This is a genomic window from Rhizobium atlanticum, assembly GCF_030182485.1.
In the GTDB taxonomy this organism is placed as follows: domain Bacteria; phylum Pseudomonadota; class Alphaproteobacteria; order Rhizobiales; family Rhizobiaceae; genus Rhizobium.
In genome coordinates, this window is sequence record NZ_JAQJCJ010000004.1 from 165478 (window position 1) to 188700 (window position 23223).

Consider the following 23223-nt stretch of genomic DNA (forward strand, 5'->3'; position numbering starts at 1 on the left):
GACGGAGAAGGTTTCTGGCATAGAGCTGATGAATTAGGACAGTGTTGCTGTCCTATTCTGGCCTTAGTGGCCGAAGAGGCGCCGAAAACCCTGGCAGCGACGGGCTTTCACGCTATAGTTCTTCCGAGCGTCAGCCCTCCGGCTGGCGCACGGGGGCGAATGGCAGGCGCGGAACGCGACGGTTTGCTTTCCTCAAGAAGCAGATGTCTGCGGCCGATCTTCACCATGCAACAGCGCTGTCATGCGACGGACCTACTTTCAGGTTGCGACGCAAGACGAAAGCCGCCCGCGGCCCCGCGGGCTTCGACAGGAGGAAAGACGATGACGAAGACGCCATCCATGGAATTTGACCGGTTTGCCGCTGCAGAGGCGCGCGCGACGGCCAAGACGTCCAAATCCGCTTCCGGCCTGCCGAAGAAGCAGGGGCTTTACGATCCTGCCAACGAGCATGACGCTTGCGGCGTTGGCTTTGTCGCGCATCTGAAGGGCGAAAAGTCGCACCAGATCGTCAAGGACGGCCTCTTCATTCTCGAGAACCTGACGCATCGCGGCGCCGTCGGCGCCGACCCGCTGATGGGCGACGGCGCCGGCATCCTGGTGCAGATTCCCGATCGCTTCTTCCGCGAGGAGATGGCGGCGCAGGGCATCACCCTGCCGCCAGTTGGCGAATATGGCGTCGGCCATATCTTCATGCCGCGCGACGAAAAGCAGATCGAGCACTTCAAGAAGGTGATCAGGGACGTCATCGTCGAGGAAGGCCAGGTCTTCATCGGCTTCCGCGACGTGCCGGTCGACAATTCGTCGCTTTCCAAGGCGCCTGATATCGCCGCGACCGAGCCGCATCACGTGCAGGTCTTCATCGGCGCCGGTGAAGACGCCGAAAACAACGACGAGTTCGAGCGTCGGCTGTTCACCCTTCGCAAGGTCATCTCAAACCGCATCTACGACGAGTTCGACGGCGAGGAGAGCAACTTCTATCCAGTGTCGCTGTCATCGGCGACAGTAGTCTACAAAGGCATGTTCCTGGCCTATCAGGTCGGTGCCTATTATAAGGACCTGTCGGCCCCGCGTTTCGAAAGCGCGGTCGCTCTCGTGCACCAGCGCTTTTCGACCAATACCTTCCCGTCGTGGAAGCTCGCGCATCCCTACCGCATGGTCGCCCATAACGGCGAGATCAACACGCTGCGCGGCAACGTCAACTGGATGGCGGCGCGCCAGGCGTCGGTCTCCTCACCGCTGTTCGGCGAGGACATCTCCAAGCTGTGGCCGATTTCATACGAGGGGCAGTCGGACACGGCCTGTTTCGACAATGCACTGGAATTCCTGGTCCGCGGCGGTTACTCGCTGGCACATGCGGTGATGATGCTGATCCCGGAAGCCTGGGCCGGCAACCAGTCGATGGCGGCCGAACGCAAGGCCTTCTACGAATATCACGCCGCGCTGATGGAGCCGTGGGACGGACCGGCTGCCGTCGCCTTCACCGACGGCAAGCAGATCGGCGCCACGCTCGACCGCAACGGCCTCAGGCCGGCGCGTTATCTCGTGACCGAAGACGACCGCGTCATCATGGCATCCGAGGCCGGCGTCCTGCCGGTTCCTGAGGAGAAAATCATCCAGAAGTGGCGCCTGCAGCCGGGCAAGATGCTGCTGATCGACATGGAAGAAGGCCGCATCATCTCGGACGACGAGGTGAAGTCGAAGCTTGCAACGGCGCATCCCTATCGCAACTGGCTCGACCGCACCCAGCTCATCCTCGAAGACCTGAAGCCGGTGGAGCCGAGGGCGCTGCGCCGCGACGTGTCGCTGCTCGACCGCCAACAGGCCTTCGGCTACACGACCGAGGATACCAAGATCCTGATGTCGCCGATGGCGACGACGGGTCAGGAAGCGATCGGCTCGATGGGCACGGACACGCCGATCTCGGCAATGTCAGAAAAGCCGAAGCTGCTTTATACCTATTTCAAGCAGAACTTCGCGCAGGTGACGAACCCGCCGATCGATCCGATCCGGGAGGAGCTCGTCATGAGCCTGGTCTCCTTCATCGGCCCGCGCCCGAACATTCTCGACCACGAGGGCATGGCGAACGCCAAGCGCCTCGAAGTGCGCCAGCCGATCCTGACCAATGGCGATCTCGAAAAGATCCGCTCGATCGGCCATACGGAAGACCGCTTCGACACCAAGACGCTCGATTTCACCTATGATATCGAGCGCGGCGCGGCTGGCATGCCCGAAATGCTCGACCGGCTCTGCGAGCGCGCGGAGGCGGCCGTCAAGGGCGGCTACAACATCATCGTGCTCTCCGACCGCCAGATCGGTCCCGACAGAATCGCCATTCCGGCGCTGCTGGCGACGGCTGCCGTGCACCATCACCTGATCCGCAAGGGGCTTCGCACCTCCGTCGGCCTCGTCGTCGAGACGGGGGAGCCGCGCGAAGTGCATCACTTCTGCCTGCTCGCCGGCTACGGCGCAGAGGCGATCAACCCTTATCTCGCCTTCGACACGCTGCTCGACATGCATGCCAAGGGCGAGTTTCCGAAGGAAGTCGATGCATCCGAAATCGTCTACCGCTACATAAAGGCGGTCGGCAAAGGCATCCTCAAGGTGATGTCGAAGATGGGCATCTCGACCTACCAGTCCTATTGCGGCGCGCAGATCTTCGATGCGATCGGCCTGTCGTCGGAACTGGTCGATAAGTATTTCTTCGGAACCGCGACGATGATCGAAGGCATCGGCCTCGAGGCGATCGCTGAAGAGACCGTTGCCCGCCACACCGCAGCCTTCGGCAAGGATCCGCTGCTGGCGACAACGCTCGATATTGGCGGCGAATATGCCTACCGCATGCGCGGCGAAAGCCATGCCTGGACCCCGGACGCGGTTGCAGCCCTTCAGCATGCCGTGCGCGGCAATGCCGAGGATCGTTACCGCGAATTCTCCGAAATGGTGAACAACTCGGCGCTGCGGATGAACACGATCCGCGGGCTCTTCAACATCAAGAGCGCCGAGGCGCTCGGACGTAAGCCGGTATCGATCGACGAGGTCGAGCCGGCCGCCGATATCGTCAAACGTTTCTCGACCGGGGCGATGTCCTTCGGCTCGATCTCCAGAGAGGCGCATACGACGCTGGCGATCGCCATGAACCGGATCGGCGGCAAGTCGAACACCGGCGAAGGCGGCGAGGAATCCGACCGCTACATGCCGCTCTCCGATGGTTCGATGAACCCGGAACGCTCGGCGATCAAGCAGATCGCATCGGGCCGCTTCGGCGTCACCACCGAATATCTGGTCAATGCCGACGTGCTGCAGATCAAGGTGGCGCAGGGCGCCAAGCCCGGCGAAGGCGGCCAGCTTCCGGGTCATAAAGTCGACGCGACCGTTGCCAAGACCCGCCACTCGACGCCGGGTGTCGGCCTGATCTCGCCGCCGCCGCACCACGACATCTATTCAATCGAGGATCTGGCACAGCTGATCTATGATCTGAAGAACGTCAACCCGACCTCCGACGTCTCGGTCAAACTCGTCTCCGAAGTCGGCGTCGGTACCGTCGCCGCCGGTGTCGCCAAGGCGCGGGCCGACCATATCACGGTCGCCGGCTTCGACGGCGGCACGGGTGCCTCGCCGCTGACCTCGCTCAAGCATGCCGGCAGCCCCTGGGAGATCGGCCTTGCCGAAACCCAGCAGACGCTGGTGCTGAACGGCCTGCGTTCGCGAGTCGCGCTGCAGGTGGACGGCGGCCTCAAGACTGGCCGCGATGTCATCATCGGGGCGCTGCTGGGCGCCGACGAGTTTGGCTTTGCCACCGCGCCGCTGATCGCGGCCGGCTGCATCATGATGCGGAAGTGCCATCTCAACACCTGTCCGGTGGGAGTGGCGACGCAGGACCCGGTGCTGCGCAAGCGCTTCAAGGGCACGCCGGAGCACGTCATCAACTACTTCTTCTTCGTCGCCAACGAAGTGCGCGAGATCCTCGCCTCGCTCGGGTTCACCCGGCTCGACGACATTATCGGCGCTTCGGAGCTCCTGGAGAAGGACGAGATGCTAGCGCACTGGAAGGCGAAAGGCCTCGATTTCAGCCGCATCTTCCACAAGGTCGAGGCTGCCAAGGAGGAGACTTTCTGGACGAGCCGGCAGCAGCACCCGATCGAGGATATTCTCGATCGCAAGCTGATCGAGCTCGCACAGCCGGCGCTGACCGACAAGACGCCCGTCGCCTTCGAGGTCGGCATCAAGAACGTCGATCGTTCGGCGGGCGCAATGCTTTCCGGGGAAGTCGCTAAGCGCTTCCGCCATCGTGGGCTGAAGGAAGACACGATCAACGTGACGCTTCGCGGCACTGCGGGGCAGAGCTTCGGCGCATTCCTGGCGCGCGGCGTTACCTTCAACCTGATCGGCGACGGCAACGACTATGTCGGCAAGGGGCTTTCGGGAGGCAAGATCATCATCCGGCCGCCGGAGAATTCGCGGATCGTCGCCGAAAACTCGATCATCGTCGGCAACACCGTGCTTTACGGTGCGACCGAGGGCGAATGCTATTTCCGCGGCGTTGCGGGTGAACGTTTCGCCGTTCGCAATTCGGGTGCGATCGCCGTAGTCGAAGGTGTCGGCGACCATGGTTGCGAATACATGACCGGCGGCGTCGTCGTCGTGCTCGGCGGCACTGGCCGCAACTTCGCGGCCGGCATGTCCGGCGGCGTCGCTTACGTGCTCGATGAAACAGGCGATTTCGCCAGCCGCTGCAACATGGCGATGGTCGAACTCGAGCCGGTGCCGGAGGAGGACGACATGCTGGAGAAGCTGCATCATCACGGCGGCGATCTCATGCACAAGGGACGCGTCGACGTCTCGGGCGACATGACGCGTCATGACGAGGAGCGTCTCTACCAGCTGATCTCCAACCATCTGCACTATACGGGCTCCGCCCGCGCCAAGCAGATCCTCGACAATTGGGCCGACTACCGTCCGAAGTTCCGCAAGGTCATGCCTGTGGAATACCGCCGTGCGCTCGAGGAAATGGAGCGTAGCCGGATGGGTATAGCCGCGGAGTGATTTGCGCCGGATATCGGCCGCCTGCCGAGCGCAGATGGCCGATGTCGGAAACGTCTCGATGACCCGTGACGATCATGCCGGTGTAGGCCGCCTGGATCGCGCGGATGTTTCAGGGGATATGTTCCAATGACGGTCAAGAGAAGCAACCCGCCCGGGATACCGGGACTGACGACAGAAACTGGCCGCGGGTGAGGCGGTCATGAGGGTAAGGGACGAAGAAATGGGTAAGGTAACAGGATTTCTGGAAATCGACCGGCAGGTGGCGAAGTACCAGCCGGCGTCGGATCGCATCCGTCATTTCCGCGAGTTCACGATCCCGATGTCGGACCCGGAAGTGCAGAAACAGGCGGCGCGCTGCATGGACTGTGGCATCCCCTATTGCCACGGCCCCACAGGCTGCCCGGTTCACAACCAGATTCCCGATTGGAACGACCTCGTTTACAACAACAACTGGGAAGCGGCGATCCAGAACCTGCATTCCACCAACAACTTCCCGGAGTTCACCGGCCGCGTTTGCCCCGCCCCCTGCGAGGAAGCCTGCACTTTGAATCTCGAGGATGCGCCGGTCGCCATCAAAACAGTCGAGCAGGCGATTGCCGACAAGGCTTATGAACTCGGTTTCATCCGGCCGCAGCCGGCGACGGTCCATACCGGCAAAAAGGTCGCCGTCATCGGTTCCGGCCCCGCCGGTATGGCTGCCGCCCAGCAGCTCGGTCGCGCCGGCCACGACGTGCATGTCTACGAGCGTGAGACCAAGCCGGGCGGTTTGCTGCGCTACGGCATTCCCGACTTCAAGATGGAGAAGAACTTCATCGACCGTCGCGTCGAGCAGATGAAGGGCGAGGGCGTGACCTTCCATTGCGGCGTCAATGTCGGCGTCGACGTCAAGGTCGAACAATTGCTGGCCGAACACGACGCCGTCCTTTACTGCGGCGGCTCCGAGACGCCGCGCGAGGCGGGCATTCCGGGCACCGACCTTGCGGGGGTGCATGATGCGATGCCCTATCTGGTGCAGCAGAACCGCCGCGTCGGGCGCGAAAACATCGACAGCGTCGGCTGGCCGTCGGACCCAATCCTTGCCGGCGCCAAACATGTCGTCGTCGTCGGTGGCGGCGATACGGCTTCGGACTGCGTCGGCACGGCCTTCCGCCAAGGCGCCGTCAAGGTCACCCAGCTCGACATCCGGCCGCAGCCGCCTGAGAAGGAAGACAAGCTTGCTGTGTGGCCCTTCTGGGCGACGAAGATGCGCACGTCCTCCTCGCAGGCTGAGGGCGCAGTGCGCGAATTTCAGGTTGCGACGCTCGAATTCATCGGCGAGGACGGCGTGCTGACCGGCGTCAAGTGCTGCGAGGTGGACGAGCGCCGGCGGCCGGTCGCCGGTACGGAATTCGTCATTCGCGCCGATCTCGCCTTCATCGCCATCGGTTTCCGCGGCCCGTTCACGACAAGCGTGCTGAAGGAGCTCGAAGGCAAGCTGACGCTCAACACCGACAAGCGCGGCTCGACCAACGTCGTCGCAAACGACCGCGACTACAAGACTTCGGTCGACAAGTTTTGGACGGCGGGCGATGTGCGCCGCGGCCAGTCGCTGGTGGTCTGGGCGATCCGCGAAGGCCGCCAAGCAGCGCGCGCCATCGACGAGGCGTTGATGGGCTCGACCGTCCTGCCGAACTGATCGCACCTCATATAGGCTGACGAAGACACGAACTCCGCCTTTCCGGCGGAGTTTTTTATTGTGCGCGGCGCATCCGGCGGGACCTCTTTTCGCCGGTGCGACCGCTTGACGCGCCGGGCTGAGGCGCAAGCTTGAAGCAATGCCGGAGGGTGAGGCTTATGCCTGACGCGGGCTCAGGAGGAGCCGCCGCGAATGATCGACAAGGATTATTCAAATGGTTTCTGCACTCGATAATACCAGGATGGTTTCGGCCCAATACGCATTGAAGAATCTTCGTAGCTCCGATGAAAGCTCAGAGGATACGCAGAGTTCGTCGGCGGCGAGCATTCTGAGCAGCTATGGACTCGATTCGAGCTCGGCGTCGCTTCTTTCCAATCAGGCGCTGTCGGGGCTGCTCGGCGCGCTTTCGTCCAAGGACGACACCTCAGATGAGACTGACACGACTGGCGACAGCGCCGATGTGACCAGCGCCTCCTTCATATCGATGCTGAAGCAGCAGCTGCAGGAAGCAGCTGCGGCCGAAGGCGAAAGCGGCAAGGCTCACGATATGCTGGCTGCGCTCGAAGCAGGCACGCTCACCATCTCCGATCCGACGCAGGGCGTGTCGGTCCCTACCTGGGACATCGATGATCCGGACGAGGCCGACACCGAAAGCAAGGCCGGCGAGGCGATCGATGTCAGCGGTTGGAGCGACTTCCTCGATGCGCATCTGGAGCGCGGCAGCGACGGGGCCTTCGTCAAGGAGAACGGCAGCTATGTCGACCAGACGAATGCCAGCCATGCCTTCTTCGGGCTGATCGGCTCGAATTACTATTATCTGAGCTGGCCGCAGGCAGCATAAGAAGGCCGCCTCGCCTAGTTTCTATTTCACCGAGACTTCGGCCGGCGTCTTGGCCGCCGGCATGCGATAGTCGTCGACGCGACCGACAGGTGCCGGCGTCATCTCGCCCTGCTCGATCAGGAGATCGCGCGGCGATTTCGTCAGCGTCACTGGTGGCGGCCTTGCTCCCAGGAGCTCGGCGCCGCCATCAAGATTGGGATCGGAGAGGCTGATCGGCACGGTATGCTCGACCGGATTGGTGGCAAGGCCGAGGCCCGGCAGGTTGCTTTCATCGAGGCGCACCAGATCGGGGCTTGCCTGGGTTCCGAGAATCCGGCGGGCGGGCTTTTCCACATAGAAGGCAAGCTTACGCCGGCCGGCCTGCGTAAGGTTGATGCCGTCGGAGGTGCGCAGGCGCACCTGCTGGCCGTTCACGTCGGAACCGGTGACGATGAAGGTGCCGTTTTCGTCGACGAAGCCATCCCAGATGTCGACGAATTCGCCGCCGATGCTCTCGACCTGGTTACGATAGAGCTGGTTCATCTGGACAGCATCGGCCGTCATCTGATCGGATTCGAAGGCAGGAAGACCGACCCAGAGCAGCGGTATCTTGCGGCTGGTGACTTCCTTTCCGAAAGAAAGGACACGACGGCGATATTCGGCAAGCCAGCCGTCGGTGCGGAACTTCTCCTTCGCGCTGTCGGTTACCATCTGCTGGCGGTCATTGGCGCCGATCATGACGACGACCATTGCCGGCTTCAGCTCGTCGATCATCTTCGGTAACTGTTCCGGCCAGTCGTAATAGTCGTCGCGGACAAGGCCTGAGGAAATGTTGCCGCGGGCTTCGACGACGACGCCCGGTGAAGTCTCGAAGGCGGCGGTGAGCCCGTCGCCGAGGCCGCTGGCAAGGAAATCGCCGACGATCAGGATTTTCCGGGCGTCGCCAAGCTTCTGCACGACCGGCTCTTCCTGCACGGGCGGGCGCACAGGCGATGCGGTGCGGGTATTGATCACGGCTTTCTGGGCTGGCGGCGGGCGCTTGCGCTGCTGGCGTCTCGGCTGCGGCACATCAGGAGCCTGCGGGCTGTCGTCGAGATAGCGCCTGCCGAGGAAGAAATCCAAGATCGATCGGCGCTGATAGCGCTGCTCTTGGGCTTGCGCGACAGTCACCGGCGCAACAGCGCCGAGACAAAGCGAAGCCGCCATCGATGCGAGCATGAGCCAGCGGATTTTAGGGGTCCGGTCAGTTTTCTTCATCATGGGCAGTTCCGCAGAGGGCAAGCCAGCTTCTACCCCCGCTATGTAGGTCACGGTTGGGCCGCTTCTAGCGGCGAAGCGCGTTCAGAAGCGGCAACGAGGGCTCGCCGTCCGGCTGCATGCCGATTCGCTCCTGCACGGCCGATATCGCCGCTTTCGAACCTGAGCCGAAATTGCCGTCGACCTCGCCATTGTAATATCCGAGCGTCTTGAGACGAGTCTGCAGCTCGAATTTCTCGGTGATGTCGAGCGCGCCGTCGGGACGCGGCCAGCGCTGCTGCATGCCGCCATAGCCGGCGATCTGGTCGGCCAGCAGGCCGACGGCAAGCGCATAGCTGTCCGACGCATTATAGTTCTTGATGGTGAAGAAGTTTGCCGTCATCAGAAAGCCGGGGCCGCCGGCTCCGGCCGGCATTTTCAATACGGCTTTGGTGCCGCCGTCGCGGAAGGCCTTGCCATTCGGCCGTTTCAGGCCGAGCTCCGCCCATTGGGCGAGCGTATGGGTCTTGCCGATCTGCTTGGCGGCTGCCGCGGGGACGACGACCTCGTAGCCCCAGGTCTTGCCAGTATCCCAGCCGTTCTTCATCAGGAGATTGGCCGAGGTCGCCAGCGCGTCCGGCACCGAATTCCAGATATCGCGATGGCCATTGCCGTCGGCATCGACAGCGTAGAGCAAATAGCTTGTCGGGATGAACTGAGTGTGGCCCATGGCGCCGGCCCAGGAGCCGGTCATCTGACGTGCCGGCACATCGCCGTTCTGGAGGATCTTCAGCGCGGCAACCAGCTGCTTCTTGGCGAATTTGGCGCGGCTCGGATCGGCATAGGCAAGGGTTGCCAGTGCGCGCGGCACATAGTGCAGCCGGTCGTCCTTGTCGAGAATCGCGCCGTAATTCGATTCCATCGACCAGATCGCGAGCAGAATGGTCTTGTCGACGCCGAAGCGCTGCTCGATCGCGTTGAGCGTCCGCGCATGCTTGACGGCCATCTCGCGGCCGATCCTGACGGTGTAGGGGTTAACGCGGGAATCAACGTAATCCCAGATCTTCGAGGTAAATTCCGGTTGATAGGCCGCCTTTTCGAGCACGGTCGGGTCGGGTTCGCTCACCCCGGAAAAGGCCTTTTGATAAGTTGCCTTACTGATGCCACTCTCAGCGGCTGTTTGGTAAAAGTCCGCGATCCATTTCTGGAACCGGGAATCGGCTTTCGCGTTGTCGGGGGCCAGCCCCACCTGGGCGGCGACAACGAGGGCGAGAGCAAGGCCACGAAGGGAGTTTTTGTGATTCTGGATCATCGACAGTCGTATCCGTCATCTTCAGTTTTCGGTGCAGCAGGGGGCATCATGTCCGCCCAGACCCGAGACTACAGGAACGGAGTCAACAAATTCTTTACCATGGCGGCCCGCGGCGGTCACCATTGCAAAACAGTAGCAATTCTATACTAGTCAGACATGAACGGCTTTATTTAAAAGGCGATTTAGTCAAAGCAGGAGGCCTGTGTGGCGCATCACAATAAAGTTCGTAAGGCAGTTTTTCCGGTGGCAGGGTTGGGAACGCGGTTCCTGCCGGCAACGAAGGCTGTTCCAAAGGAAATGTTGACCGTTGTCGACAAGCCTATCATTCAATATGTCGTCGATGAGGCGCTCGAAGCCGGAATCGAGCATCTGGTCTTCGTTACCGGACGCAACAAGCACATTATCGAAGACTACTTCGACATCCATTTCGAGCTGGAACAGACGCTGCGCGAGCGCGCCAAGGAAGCGGAAATTACCCTTCTTGCCGAGCAACTGCCGAAGGCAGGAACGGTAAGCTTCACCCGTCAGCAGGAACCGCTCGGCCTCGGTCACGCCGTCTGGTGCGCCCGCGAAATCGTCGGCGACGAACCTTTTGCGCTGCTGCTGCCGGACATGATCATGAAGGGCGACAAGGGCTGCATGAAGGGGATGATCGACCTCTACAGCCAGAGCGGCGGCAATATCATCGCCGTCGAGGAATGTGCACCCGATCAGGCTCATAAATACGGCATCGTCGGCGTCGGCGAAGCGATCGGCGAAGGCTTCCGCATCACCGGCATGGTGGAAAAGCCTGCCAAGGGAACGGCGCCGTCCAACTTCTTCATCAACGGCCGCTACATCCTGCAACCGGAGATCTTTAAGATCCTCGAAACTCAGGAACGTGGCGCCGGCAACGAGATCCAGCTCACCGACGGCATGCTGAAGCTACTGAAGGAACAGGATTTCGCCGGCTACCATTTCCGCGGCACGACCTACGACTGCGGCGCCAAGGACGGCTTCATCCTGGCCAACGTCGCCTACGCCCTCGAACGTGCTGATATCCGTCCGTCTGTCGAAGGCGGCTTCAAGGAACTGCTCGCAGGGCTGAAGTAAGGCTTCACTCAGACTTGTCATTGATAACCGCCGCGCCTTCCATCGAAGCGCGGCGTTTATCTTTTCAGCTTGAGGCCGACCCCCGCGCGCCATTGCCGCGAGTCGTCGCCGTCCTTGCGCGTCGTCAGTTCGTAGCCAAGCGTGCTGGTGAGATCGAGATAGCGGTTGATGTTCCAGGTCAGGCCGGTCGCCGCAGTATAGACGAGCTCGTCGCTAATTGTGCTGTCGGTGGGATAGTCGCGCCATATGACGCCGCCGATCATGGTTCCGACCAGATTGTCGCGCAGCTGGTGGGTGACCGTCGTCGTCAGCGCATGCGAGACGTAGCCGCTCTCGCCAGCGGTGGTCGAGGGCTGGATGCTCGTCTGCAGGTCGAGATTGACGTCGGTGCCGCGGATCGGTGACCAGAGCAGGCTCGCATCGAGCGTGGCCGTATCGATCGAGGTCAGCCGGCTGTCTTCGAAATCCGCCCTTTCGTAGCCGACGCCGACTTCACCCTTCAGCTTTTCGCCGAGGTCGACCTCGACGCCGGCTTTGGCGCCATAACTATGGCTTGAGCGCTCGTAACCGGCGGAATCGCGCGTCTCGTCGTAGATCGTACGGCCGATCGTGGCCTCGATGAATGGGATGAGCGCCGGCGACAGCTCGTAGCCGACGCGACCGCGCAGCGTGCCGGTCGTCTGGTTGCGATCGCTCAACGCCACGGTCGTGCCGTTCGCAAGCGTGGCGTCGGAATAGATCGAACGGTTCAGGGCGAGCGCCGTCGTGCCGCGCAAGATGCCGAAATCGCGCTGGACGGAGGCGCCGGCGGTGAACTCCTGCACGTCGGACTGCTGTGTGGCATCGGCGATGGCGTCGGGATCGTCCGTATCCTCGCGGTAGAAATTATAGCCGGCCGTGAGATGCGCGACCGTGTCGTCGGGAAGGTCCAGCCGGAGATCGCCGTTGACCTTGAATGACGGCTGCTCCTCGCCTTCACCGCTGATATTCCTCTGCCAGGCGCCTTCCGAGGTCACGGTCAGCTGGTGCCGTCCCCAGTCGGAGGTGAGCGTCGCGGCTGCGTCCGTTTCGAGGAAAGCGCGCCGCTGCCTGGTATTGCCGTCCTTGGTGGTCTCGGTATTGATGCTTTGGGTCACGCTCGGGCGGAGCACGAAAGTGCCGATCGGAATACCGGGTGTTTCTGCCGTCGAGGCATTTTCGCCAGCCCTGCGGATCGGCGGCGTCTCGTCGATCCGCGCTTCACGGGTGTTCAGTCGGCGCATGTCCTCATCGAGAATGGAGCCGGTAATGTCGTCACCGGATTGCGCGTCCGGTATGGCGGGCCTCTGTTGGGTATCGTCCGGATCTCCCGCCGCACCCGTTGCCACAGGAGTGGCAGAAACGCTGATTTCGTCATCGAAACCGGCTGCGGCATTGTTCGTAGTGCGATTGTCCGGGCTGGCGGAGCGGCTAGCGACAGGCTGCTGTGAGGCGGACTGCGCGAGTGCTGCAGTCTGGCCGAACAGCAGTGTGCCGAACGCAGTAAAGCAGACGACACGCCTCATCGCGCGGAGCGGCGTCACACTGCTCGTCTGTTTTGGCTGACCCATTCACTCGCCTGACATGCTTTCGGTTCTTACTCAAAGGTAAAGCCTTGTGGTTAATCATTCGTTGCCACGGGCGGGCGCTGTTCACAGTTCGGAAATGGTGCGGGGTGGACTTGGAAAGTGAAAAGGTCTAACGCATCTCCATGAACAGAAGAGCGATCAAACTCGTTGAAAACAGCGTGCTCGAGTCGGCAAAACGCACGATAGAGACCGAAAAACGCGGTCTTGAAGCGCTCGAACGGGCCTTTGACAACGGACTGGCCGGTTCTTTCACCCGCGCCGTCGAGATCATCGGCGACATCTCCGGCCGCGTCATCGTCACTGGTGTCGGCAAGAGCGGCCATATCGGTGCCAAACTCGCGGCGACATTCGCCTCGACCGGCACCCCCGCCTTTTTCGTGCATGCGGCCGAAGCCAATCATGGCGATCTCGGCATGATTGCGCGCGACGACGTGGTCTTGGCGATTTCCAAAGGCGGCGAAAGCGCCGAACTCAAGAGCATCATTTCCTTCACGAGGCGCTTCTCGATCCCCTTGATCGCGATCACTTGCAGCGAAGCGTCCTCGCTGGCGACGGCCGCGGACATCGTGCTTCTGGTGCCGAACGAACAGGAAGCCTGCCCCAACGGGCTGGCGCCGACGACCTCGACGCTGATGCAGCTTGCACTCGGCGATGCCTTGGCGGTCGCACTCCTGGAGGCGCGGGGCTTTACCGCCACCGACTTCCACGTTTTTCATCCCGGCGGCAAGCTGGGTGCGAGCCTGATGCATGTCGCCGATATCATGCATACCGGCGAGAAGCTGCCGCTCGTTTCCAAGGGCACGCCGATGCCGGAGGCGATTACGGTGCTATCGCGCAAACATTTCGGCTGCGTCGGCGTGCTCGACGAGGACGGGCGGCTCTGCGGCATCGTCACCGAAGGCGACATGGCTCGGAACCTGAGCCGCAATCTTGCTGAGCTTGCCGTCGACGACATCATGACGACGACGCCGAAGACGGTGAAACCGACGGTGCTGGCGACGGCGGCTCTGGCGCTGCTCAACCAGCACCACATCGGTGCCCTGATCGTTATCGACGAGGATATCAGGCCGATCGGGCTGGTGCACTTCCACGACCTGCTGCGGATCGGCGTCGCCTGATCAGACCGGTTCGACTCGCAGGTCGCGGCCATGACACGAGATGACCTTAACCTGTGTTCCCACGGGCAAATCGGGCCCCATTACCTGCCATAGCGTATCGTCGAGGCGGATGCGGCCGCGGCCCTCTCGGATCGGCTCCTGCAGCGTGGCGGTGCGTCCGACAAGACTTGCGCCGCGCTGATTGAGGAAGGGCTCGTCGGTCTCGGCGCTGCGCAGGATCAGCCGGCGGCCGGCAAAGGTCGTGGCGACGGCCAGAACCGCAAAAAGGATCGCTTGCAGTTCCCAGACCCAAAAGGCGCTGTCCCAGAAGAGCAGCGACAGTGCGCCGACGATCAAGGCCGCGAGGCCGATCCAGACGAGGAAGAAACCGGGCACGACCATTTCGGCGGCGAGCAGCACGAGGCCCGCAACCCACCAGTTCCATGGACCGAGTTCGGCGATGATCTTCGCCAGCATGGCTTATCGCTCCTGATCCGGATTGAAGGGATTGGGGGCAGGCGGATTGATCGGCGGCGTAGAGCGGATCGGCGCGGGACGCGGACGCGGCGGGGGAGGCGGCGGCGGATTGCCGGCATCACCGAAGACTTCGCGGGCGATGGCGCCGATGCCGCCGAGCGAACTCAGGATGGAAGAGGCTTCCATCGGCATCAGCACGATCTTGGAATTGGGCGCCGAGCCGACCGAGGCGAGCGCTTCGGTGTATTTCTGAGCGACGAAATAGTTGATCGCCTGAACGTCACCGGCGGCAATCGCTTCGGAGACCATTTTCGTCGCCTTGGCTTCCGCCTCGGCCAGTCGCTCGCGGGCTTCGGCGTTGCGGAAGGCGGCTTCACGCTGGCCTTCGGCCTGGAGGATCGCGGATTGCTTGGCGCCTTCGGCCCTGAGGATCTGCGCGTTGCGGGCGCCTTCGGCTTCCAGCACCTGGGCGCGCTTCTCGCGCTCGGCCTTCATCTGGCGGGCCATCGCATCGACGAGGTCGCGCGGCGGCTGGATGTCCTTGATTTCGACGCGGGTGACCTTGATGCCCCAAGGCTGCACCGCCTCATCGACGACGCGCAGCAGCCGGTCATTGATCGCGTCGCGGTTGGAAAGCAGTTCGTCGAGATCCATGGAGCCCATGACCGAGCGGATGTTGGTCATGGTGAGATTGAGGATGGCATTTTCGAGATGGGAAACCTGGTATGCGGCCTGGGCAGCATTCAGAACCTGAAAGAAGGCGACGGCATCGGCCGAAACCGAGGCATTGTCTTTGGTAATCACTTCCTGGGTCGGCACGTTCAGCACCTGCTCCATCACGTTCATCCGCGCCCCGACGCGTTCGATGAAGGGAGTAATGAGGTTAAGGCCTGGCTCCAGCGTGCGGGTATAACGGCCGAAGCGCTCGATGGTGTAGCGATAGCCCTGCGGCACGGTCTTGATCCCGGCAAAGAGCACCAGAATGACGAAGATGACGAGCACGATCACGACGATGTCGAAGCCGCCGAACAGCATGAAAAATTCCTCCCATCGGCGCATGCGCAAGCGCCTCACAACTCATGTGGTGAATTAGCATGTTCTTTGCGAGGAAGAAATGACACGCGCAGCACCACCTCCAGGTGAAAAGGAGGTTCTAGGCAAGGTCTCTAGCGTGTTCTCAGACCCAGCCCTGCAACTCGCGGCGGACCACCTTTTCCAGCACCCTCATGCCGTCTTCGCTGTCGTTGAGGCAGGGGATATGGGTGAACTTGTCGCCGCCGTTCTCATGGAACGAGTGGGCCGCCTGTTCGGCGATCTCCTCAAGAGTTTCCAGACAGTCGGAGACGAAGCCGGGATTGATGACGGCTATGCGCTTGACGCCGTCCTGGGCGAGCTTTTCCACCGTCTTGTCGGTATAGGGTTGCAGCCATTCTTCCGGCCCGAAGCGGGACTGAAAGGTGACCATGAAGTTTTCCTGAGTCAGTCCGAGCCGTTCGCGCAGCAGCCGGCCGGTCTTTTGGCATTGACAGTAATAGGGGTCGCCCTGCTTGAAATAGGACATCGGAATGCCGTGGAAGGAGGCAAGCAGCATGTCCGGCTTCCAGTCGAGCGTCGAAAGATGTCTTTCGACGGACTGGGCAAGCGCCTCGATATAGGTCTCGTCGTCGTGATAGTCGGGCACCGTGCGCAACGCCGGCTGCCAGCGCATCGAGAGCAGCTTTTGGAAGGCCTTGTCATTGACCGTGGCGGTCGTTGCCGCCGCATATTGCGGGTAGAGCGGGAAGAGCACGATCCGGTCGCAGCCGTCTTGCTTCAGCGCGTCGATGCGCGAAGCGATCGACGGCGTGCCGTAGCGCATTGCCCAGTCGACCTTGACGTTTTCGAGATCGCGCAGGCGCTCGGCCATCAGTTCCGACTGGTTGCGGGTGTAGGTGCGGAGATAACTTTCGTTCTTCTCCTTGTTCCAGATCAGCTCATAGGCCTTTCCGACCTTCTGCGGGCGTCTGTTGAGCACGACACCGAACAGGATCGGATACCATTTCCAGCGCGACCATTCGATGACGCGGCGATCGGTGAGGAATTCCCTGAGATAGCGGCGCATCGACATATAATCGGTGCCGTCGGGCGTACCGAGATTGACCAGCAGCACACCGATCTTACCAGATTTTACGGCCGGATGGTCGACTGGACGGAGTGAAGTATCTGCTGTCATTCTGGCCCCAACGCTCTTTGTCCTGTCGGCTCATACGCAGCCGCTGGATCATGGTTCACCCTATAGAAAGAAAAGCCGGCCCGGGAAACCCCGGACCGGCCGATGGCGTCGAGACAAATCGTCTTACTTTGCCGGAACCTGGATTTCCTTGCCGACCATCAGGTGATGCGGGTTCGGCTTGCCGTTGGCATCCGAAAGCTTCCGCCACAGCGTGCCGTCGCCATAGAAGGCCACGGCGAGATCCCAGAAGGTATCGCCCGCGGCGATGACGTGGGTGGCGGGCGTCGTTGCGGCCGGCGCGGAGGCTGCCGGAGCCGGAGCCGGTTCCGTCGCAGGCGCGGGAGCTGCCGGCGCTGGCGCGGCAGGGGCAGGCTCAGTGGCTGGTGCGGGGGCGGCCGGTGTCGCAGGTGCAGGCTCGGCAGCCGGAGCAGGTGCAGCCGGAGCAGGGGCGGGCTCAGTTGCCGGCGCAGGTGCTGCCGGTGCTGGAGCAGGAGCCGCCGGTTCGGCAGCGGGCGCCTGCGCTACAGTCGCACCGAGTTCAGTGACGCGGCCGTCGGTAAAGGGCTTGTAAGGCGAATGAGCGGCCAGATATGCGGCGGTCACATCGGCGAGATCCGGGCCGTAATCATAGGCGTTCTTGCCTTCCTTGAAGATAGAATAGCCATCGCCGCCGGCCCGCATGAAGTTGTTGGTGGCGACCTTGTAGGTCTTGGCCGGATCGATCGGCGCGAAGTTGTCGCCATCCTTTACCTGGACATCGCTGACGCGGCTGCCGACAGGCTTCGACTGGTCGAACGAGAACTTCAGGCCGGCGACCTGCGGGAAGCGGCCGGCGCCCTGATCGATCTGGCTGACGCCGTTCTCGAGCGCCTTGACGACGTCCGCACCGGTCGCTTCAAACGTGGCGAGCGTGTTCTGGAAGGGCAGGACGGTGATGACTTCGCCCTGGGTGACATCGCCGCCGTCGATCGAGGCGCGCAGGCCGCCGCCGTTCTGGAAGGCGATGGTGACGCCCTGGTTCTTGGTGCGGTCGAGCATGGCGTCGGCGACCAGATTGCCCATCGAGCATTCCTTGACGCGGCAGACCTTGCGGTCGCCCTCGATAGGACCTTCGGAAGAGCCAATCACCTTTTTGCGCAGTTCCTCGATCGGTTTTGCCAGTTCGGCGACGCGGGTGACGACGGCCGGATCGGGCGTGAAGGCCGAGTCGATCAGGATCGGGTCGCCCTTGGCATCCTTGACGACGCCGTTATCGTCGAAATTGACGACGACGTCGCCGAGATATTTGCTGTAAGAGGCGGCCTGGACGACCGGCACCTTATAGCCACCGGGGTTGTCGACCATCGTCGGATACGGGCCTTCAGCCTTTGGGTCGGTATTGGAGAGCAGGCTATGGGAGTGGCCGCCGACCACGACATCAACGTCCGGGATCTTGGCGATGAACGCCAGGTCGCGGGGATAGCCGACATGGGTCAGCGCGATGATCTTGTTGACCCCCTTGCTTTTCAAGTCCTGCACGGCTGATGTGATCGTCTGAACGTCATCTTCGATCGTGACATTCGGGCCGGGGGAGGACAGTTCGGGTGTATCATTGGTGACGGCGCCGACGATGCCGATCTTCTGGCCGCCGACATCGAGCACCAGCGAAGGCTTGATGCGGTCGCCGAGCTTTGAGGCGGCGCTCGCCTTGACGTTCGCGGTCACGACGGGGAATTGCACCTTGTCGAGGAAGGTCGCGAGCCCGTCCTCGCTGTCGTCGAATTCATGGTTGCCGACGGTCATGGCGTCGAACTTCATTAGGTTCAAAAATTCGGCTTCGGCCGCGCCCTTATAGGTGGTGTAGAAGAGCGAGCCCTGAAAATTGTCGCCGGCATTCAGGAGAAGAACATTCTTGCCTGACAGCGCCTGACGGCGCTGGTCGATCGCGGTCTTCAGGCGGGCGGCGCCGCCGAAGCATTCCTTCTTGCCTTCCTCCTCGGCCGAGCAGGTAGAATCGAATTTGTTGATGGACTCAATGCGTGAATGGAAATCGTTGATGTGAAGAATATTGAGTTCGTAATCGGCAAAGGCGGCGCCCGCGCTCAGCGCCAGCATGGACGCGGTCAAAAGACCGAAGCTGAAAGACTTCGTCATCCCTGTTCTCCTGATTGAGGCGAAAGATCCCCCTGATCCACGCCAATCCCTTCCAAAGTCCGCCGGGTCGGTTTCCCGGCGAGCAGATGTTCCATCAGACGATTCACCACCGCAAGGGAAAGCTGGATCAGAAGGGATTCTTTCCAAGAGGACCGGCACAAAAAAGCGGCCTCTTAAGCGGGCGTCATCGCCTTCGAGATGAGACCAGCATCAGCAGGACAAGGTGACCAGAAAGAGATTCGCACGGTAACCAGCACAAGACCGTCAGCGCATCCGCTCTTTTCAGCCGCGGCGGGAAAGTGTGAATTGTGCACCGGAATCCGAAGTGCAGTTGAGCTGGGTAGGATTGACGAGGGCGCAATTAACCTTGGACTGTGTCTTGCGCACCAGCGAGGTCATGTTGATCTCGACCAGTGTCGGCGAGGTATTGATATAGGTGCCGGAAGCAAGAAGCTGGTTGCTATCGGTCGTGCGGGTGGTGAAGGTACCGCCCTGGAACGTGGAGACGATGCCGTTCGGATCGCTCCAGCTGCCTTCAACGCCGTTGGCGGCGGGCGTGGCTGCAACCGGCAATGGCCGTGGCTCCGGCGAAACGCAGGAGGCAAGAGCGGCCGCTGCACCGACAAGAACGAGACCAGTTCTGATTTTCATAAGGCTTCTCCCGGCGAATCGGCGTGGCGGTCACCCGCCAAGTTTGGGCAAAACATGGCGTGCGTCTGCCATGATGGCAAGGCTTGGAGCAGTGGGGACGGCATTTATACAGCCAGCGTTACAAAAATGCCCGCCTCGCGGCGGGCATCTTCAAAGTTGCACTGACAATGTCAGCGAACGAGGATGTTCCTGAACTGCCAGGGATCCTTGGTGTCGATATCCTCAGGAAACAGACCGGGACGGCCGTCTAGTGGCGTCCAGTCGGTATAGTGGCCTTCGACCGGGCCGAGATAGGGCATCTGCACGTCGAGGCAGCGCTTGTAATCGATCTCGTCGGCTTCGACAATGCCGGCCTTCGGGTTTTCCAGCGCCCAGACCATGCCAGCGAGAACGGCGGAGGTCACCTGCAGGCCGGTGGCGTTCTGGTAAGGCGCGATGCGGCGGGTTTCTTCCAGCGACAGGCGCGAACCATACCAGTAGGCATTCTTCTCATGACCGTAGAGGAGGACGCCGAGTTCGTCGATGCCGTCCTCGAGCTCGTCCTCGTCGAGAACGTGGTGGACCGGCTGCGGGGTGCCGCCGTTGCCGAACATCTCATGCAGCGAGAGCACGGCGTCGTTGGCGGGATGGTAGGCATAATGGCAGGTCGGACGGAAGGTGACTTCGCCGTCCTTGTCGCGGACCGTGAAGTAATCGGCGATCGAGATCGATTCGTTGTGGGTGACGAGGAAGCCGTATTGCGGGCCGGGGGTCGGGCACCAGGTGCGCACGCGGGTGTTGGCGCCCGGCTGCTCCAGGTAGATCGCCGCCTTGTTGCCCTTCTTGTGCTTCTTGGCGTTCTTCGGCATCCACTGCTCGTGCGTGCCCCAGCCGAGTTCGGCCGGCTGCATGCCTTCGGAGATGAAGCCTTCGACGGACCAGGTGTTCCAGAAGACGTTGAGCGGCTTCGGATGTTTGGTGCGCTGGGTGTCGCGCTCGGCGATGTGGACGCCCTTGACGCCGACTTTCTTCATCAGTTTGGCCCAGCCTTCGCGATCGTGCTGGTCCGGTTCCTCGAATTTAACACCGGTATCATTGGCGAGGTTGACGAGCGCCTGCTTGACGAACCAGGAGACCATGCCCGGATTGGCGCCGCAGGTGGAGACGGCGGTGGCGCCGCCGGGGTTTTTCGCCTTTTCCTTGCGCACCGTCTCGCGCAGCGCATAGTTGGTGCGGTCGGCATTGCTCATGCCCTTGTCGAAATAGAAGCCAAGCCAGGGCTCGACGACCGTATCGATATAAAGAACATCGAGCTTGCGGCAGAGCTTGATGATGTCGAGCGAGGAGGTGTCGACCGAGAGGTTGACGCAGAAGCCCTGGCCTTCGCCTTTCGTCAGCAGGGGCTTCAGCAGTTCCTTGTAATTGTCCTTGGTAACATATTCCTTGATGTGGCGAACGCCGTGCTTCTTCAGGATCTCCATATCGGAGGGCTCTTCACGCGGGTCGATGACGACCATCCGGCTCTTGTCGAATTTGAAGTGGCGCTCGATCAGGGGCAGGGTGCCGCGGCCGATGGAGCCAAAGCCGATCATCACGATCGGACCGGTAATTTCGGCATATACCGGATAGTTCTGTTCCGTCATTCTTTTCTCCTGTGGAAGGGGACGAAGGCGCTCAGCCTGAAGAATTCTTGTGAGATTGCCGCAGAAATTGCGAAGTGACCGGCTCTAACCACAAAACGCCGTCACAATAAAGAGCGTTGACGGGGAAAGGCCAAATATCGGCGCGACAAGATGCCCTGACCGAAAATCACCGCTTCAGGATTTCCAATCCTTCGACCGTCGTCGTTACCGCAAGTTCGGTGATTTCGTATTCGGCGACGCCGTGGACGGTGAAGGGGTCGGCGGCGACATAGGCTTCGATTGCGGCACGGTCGCCGATAGCGAGGATCGCGCCGCCGGTGCGCGGCACCTTACGGCCGGACGCGAGGAACCAGCCCTTGGCGTAACCGTCCTTCACCCAGGCCATGTGCGGCTCCATGTGCCTGTCGGCTTCGTCGCTGGATTTAACGTAGGTGAGGGAGAGAATGAACATGGTCAATTCCTGAGGAGGTTTGCGCGGATCAGGCCGCGCAGCGAGTTGCCGACATAAAGCGTGCCGGCTTCGAGATCAGCAAGGCTCAAGCGACCGACGCGGGCCTTGCGCGCGCAGATGAGTTCCGTGCGCAGCACGCCGGCGAGCAGGCCGCAGGAGATCGGCGGAGTGCGTAAAATACCGCTTCCGTCGTCGAGAAAGATGGAGGTGATGGTTCCCTCGCAGACCTCGTCGCGTTCGTTCAACAGGATGACTTCGTCGGCTTCCGCCTGAGCATATTCGGAGCGCGCGGTTTCGTAGACGGCGCGTCGCGTGGTTTTGACCCGCAGCAGCCGGTCGTAGGAATCGAGGCGCGTTGCGGCGAGGCGGGCGGTCCAGACTGTATCAGGCGCCAACGGGACGAAGGGCGCGCTCGTCACCTCGATGCGGCCTTGTGCGTTGAAGGTCATGCGGATGCGCCGCGGGCCCTTTGCCTCACTGACGGCTTTATCGAGCTTCGCCTCCGCGCCGAGCGGCTGCGGAAAGCCGAGGCGGCGGGCGGAGCGTGAAAGCCGGGCGAGATGCAGGCGCAGGCGGATGAAGCCGTCGCCGGGCTGCCAGCGCAGTGTCTCGATCAGCGAGAAATCGGTCATCGCGCGATCCACTGGTCGCCAACGGCGAAGCGGGCCTTGAGCAGGCATTCCTCATATTCCGCCTCGGCGGTGGAATCGAAGACGATGCCGCCGCCGACATTGAAGACCGCCCTGCCGCCGCCAAAAAGCGTGACGGTGCGGATGGCGACGGAAAAACGCATGGCGCCGGTCGGCGAGATCATGCCGATCGCACCGCAATAGGCGTCGCGGGGACTATCTTCGAGCGCGTGGAGGATTTCCATCGCCCGTATCTTCGGCGCTCCGGTGATCGATCCGCAGGGGAAGAGGGCGGCAAAAATATCGCGGATCGAAAGGCCGGGGCGAAGTCTTGCCTGCACATGGCTGACCATCTGGTGGACGGTCGGATAGGTCTCCACGTCGAAGAGCTTCGGTACATCGAGCGTGCCGACCTCGGTGATGCGGGAGATGTCGTTGCGCAGGAGATCGACGATCATGCGGTTTTCGGCCTGCGTCTTGATATCTGCCCGCATGGCCGCGATGATTTCGGCATCTTCGGCGGCGGTAGCGCCGCGTTTTGCCGTGCCTTTCATCGGATGGGTTTCGATCCAACCTTGCTCATCGGTGCGGAAGAAGAGTTCGGGTGAACGCGACAGGATGATCGGGCCGCCGAGATTGATCAGTGCACCGTATTTCACAGGCTGGCGTTCGATCAGCGACCAGAAGGCGGCACGAGGATCGCCGCTCCAGCGGGCTTTGACCGGCATGGTGAGGTTTGCCTGATAGGCGTCGCCGAGCCTCAGGTGCTGGTGAAGGCGGTTGAAATGCTCTTTATATATAGGGAAATCCCAGCCGGCCTTCGGTGCGGTGAGGAATTCCTCGTTTTCGAGACGCTGTTTCGGCTGGGCGAGCGGGTGTGTGTCCGGCTGCGGAGCATCGAATACGCCGAAACAGAGGAGCGGCGTTTCGCGACCTTCTCCGGCGAAGGCAGCGAGTTTTTCTTCGAAGAGATATCCGGCCTCGTAGGCCATGTAGCCCGCAAGCCATTTGCCCTCGGCCTTGGCCTCTTCCATGCGGACAAGGCCCGCGAAGAATTCGCTGCGCGTCCGAGCGACGATGATCTCAGCCGGCTTGGCGAAAAGCATCACCTCGTCGGTCGTGTCGTCGCGAAAAAGGATATAGGGTTGGTCGGCCACGCGACACTT

Annotated in this window: 17 protein-coding genes; 5 read left to right on the forward strand and 12 right to left on the reverse strand. The window is 61.7% G+C overall.

From position 1 onward, the window contains the following. Positions 1–321 precede the first annotated feature (321 nt). From gltB to PH551_RS08025, 3 genes are all read left to right on the forward strand, one after another. The gene (gene gltB / locus PH551_RS08015; RefSeq protein WP_285192556.1) at positions 322–5043 is read left to right on the forward strand and encodes a glutamate synthase large subunit; all 4722 of its coding nucleotides are present in this window, start codon (positions 322–324) and stop codon (positions 5041–5043) included. Positions 5044–5263: 220 nt separating this feature from the next. After that, the gene (locus PH551_RS08020; RefSeq protein WP_085779410.1) at positions 5264–6718 is read left to right on the forward strand and encodes a glutamate synthase subunit beta; all 1455 of its coding nucleotides are present in this window, start codon (positions 5264–5266) and stop codon (positions 6716–6718) included. A gap of 214 nt (positions 6719–6932) precedes the next feature. Further along, positions 6933–7559, forward strand: a complete 627-nt coding sequence (locus tag PH551_RS08025; protein WP_285192557.1) for a hypothetical protein — start codon at positions 6933–6935, stop codon at positions 7557–7559. Positions 7560–7580: 21 nt separating this feature from the next. Here PH551_RS08025 and PH551_RS08030 read toward each other — a convergent pair whose 3' ends face one another. Further along, positions 7581–8798 (reverse strand): SGNH/GDSL hydrolase family protein, encoded by a 1218-nt coding sequence (locus tag PH551_RS08030; RefSeq protein WP_285192558.1) that lies wholly within the window; start codon positions 8796–8798, stop codon positions 7581–7583. Positions 8799–8862: 64 nt separating this feature from the next. Then, positions 8863–10086, reverse strand: a complete 1224-nt coding sequence (locus PH551_RS08035; protein WP_285192559.1) for a lytic murein transglycosylase — start codon at positions 10084–10086, stop codon at positions 8863–8865. A 204-nt stretch (positions 10087–10290) separates the two neighbouring features. On the opposite strand from PH551_RS08035, the gene galU reads away from it, so the two are divergent. Then, the gene (galU, locus tag PH551_RS08040; protein WP_085779406.1) at positions 10291–11178 is read left to right on the forward strand and encodes a UTP--glucose-1-phosphate uridylyltransferase GalU; all 888 of its coding nucleotides are present in this window, start codon (positions 10291–10293) and stop codon (positions 11176–11178) included. 56 nt (positions 11179–11234) lie between these two features. Here the strand turns inward: galU and PH551_RS08045 are convergent, their stop codons facing one another. Next, positions 11235–12767 carry an outer membrane beta-barrel protein gene (locus PH551_RS08045; protein WP_285192560.1) on the reverse strand — a complete coding sequence of 511 codons (1533 nt, stop codon included), beginning with the start codon at positions 12765–12767 and terminating at the stop codon, positions 11235–11237. 140 nt (positions 12768–12907) lie between these two features. Here PH551_RS08045 and PH551_RS08050 point away from each other — a divergent pair, with 140 nt between their 5' ends. Further along, the gene (locus PH551_RS08050; protein ID WP_285192561.1) at positions 12908–13903 is read left to right on the forward strand and encodes a KpsF/GutQ family sugar-phosphate isomerase; all 996 of its coding nucleotides are present in this window, start codon (positions 12908–12910) and stop codon (positions 13901–13903) included. On the opposite strand, the gene PH551_RS08055 is transcribed toward PH551_RS08050, so the two are convergent. The 9 genes from PH551_RS08055 to PH551_RS08095 form a co-directional block, all read right to left on the reverse strand. Beyond that, entirely contained in the window at positions 13904–14359 is a 456-nt protein-coding gene (locus PH551_RS08055) for an NfeD family protein (RefSeq protein ID WP_285192562.1), read from the reverse strand. 3 nt (positions 14360–14362) lie between these two features. Further along, on the reverse strand, positions 14363–15394 hold the full coding sequence (locus tag PH551_RS08060) for an SPFH domain-containing protein (RefSeq protein WP_285192563.1): 1032 nt from the start codon (positions 15392–15394) through the stop codon (positions 14363–14365). A gap of 142 nt (positions 15395–15536) precedes the next feature. Further along, positions 15537–16571, reverse strand: coding sequence for a ferrochelatase (hemH, locus tag PH551_RS08065; protein WP_285192564.1), 1035 nt, complete (start codon positions 16569–16571; stop codon positions 15537–15539). A 123-nt stretch (positions 16572–16694) separates the two neighbouring features. Then, positions 16695–18704 carry a 5'-nucleotidase C-terminal domain-containing protein gene (locus PH551_RS08070; protein ID WP_285192566.1) on the reverse strand — a complete coding sequence of 670 codons (2010 nt, stop codon included), beginning with the start codon at positions 18702–18704 and terminating at the stop codon, positions 16695–16697. Between the two features lie 282 nt (positions 18705–18986). Then, entirely contained in the window at positions 18987–19355 is a 369-nt protein-coding gene (gene omp10 / locus PH551_RS08075; protein WP_085779399.1) for an outer membrane lipoprotein Omp10, read from the reverse strand. A 170-nt stretch (positions 19356–19525) separates the two neighbouring features. After that, positions 19526–20977, reverse strand: coding sequence for a homospermidine synthase (locus PH551_RS08080; protein ID WP_183698754.1), 1452 nt, complete (start codon positions 20975–20977; stop codon positions 19526–19528). Positions 20978–21143: 166 nt separating this feature from the next. After that, a complete protein-coding gene (locus PH551_RS08085; protein ID WP_285192567.1) occupies positions 21144–21428 on the reverse strand; it encodes a YciI family protein in 285 nt (94 codons plus the stop codon). Positions 21429–21430: 2 nt separating this feature from the next. Then, complete coding sequence (locus tag PH551_RS08090) at positions 21431–22060, reverse strand: aminotransferase class IV family protein (protein ID WP_285192568.1); 630 nt, start codon at positions 22058–22060, stop codon at positions 21431–21433. After that, the gene (locus tag PH551_RS08095; protein WP_285192705.1) at positions 22057–23163 is read right to left on the reverse strand and encodes an aminodeoxychorismate synthase component I; all 1107 of its coding nucleotides are present in this window, start codon (positions 23161–23163) and stop codon (positions 22057–22059) included. The genes PH551_RS08090 and PH551_RS08095 overlap by 4 nt, the downstream gene beginning before the upstream one ends. Between the last annotated feature and the right edge of the window lie 60 nt (positions 23164–23223).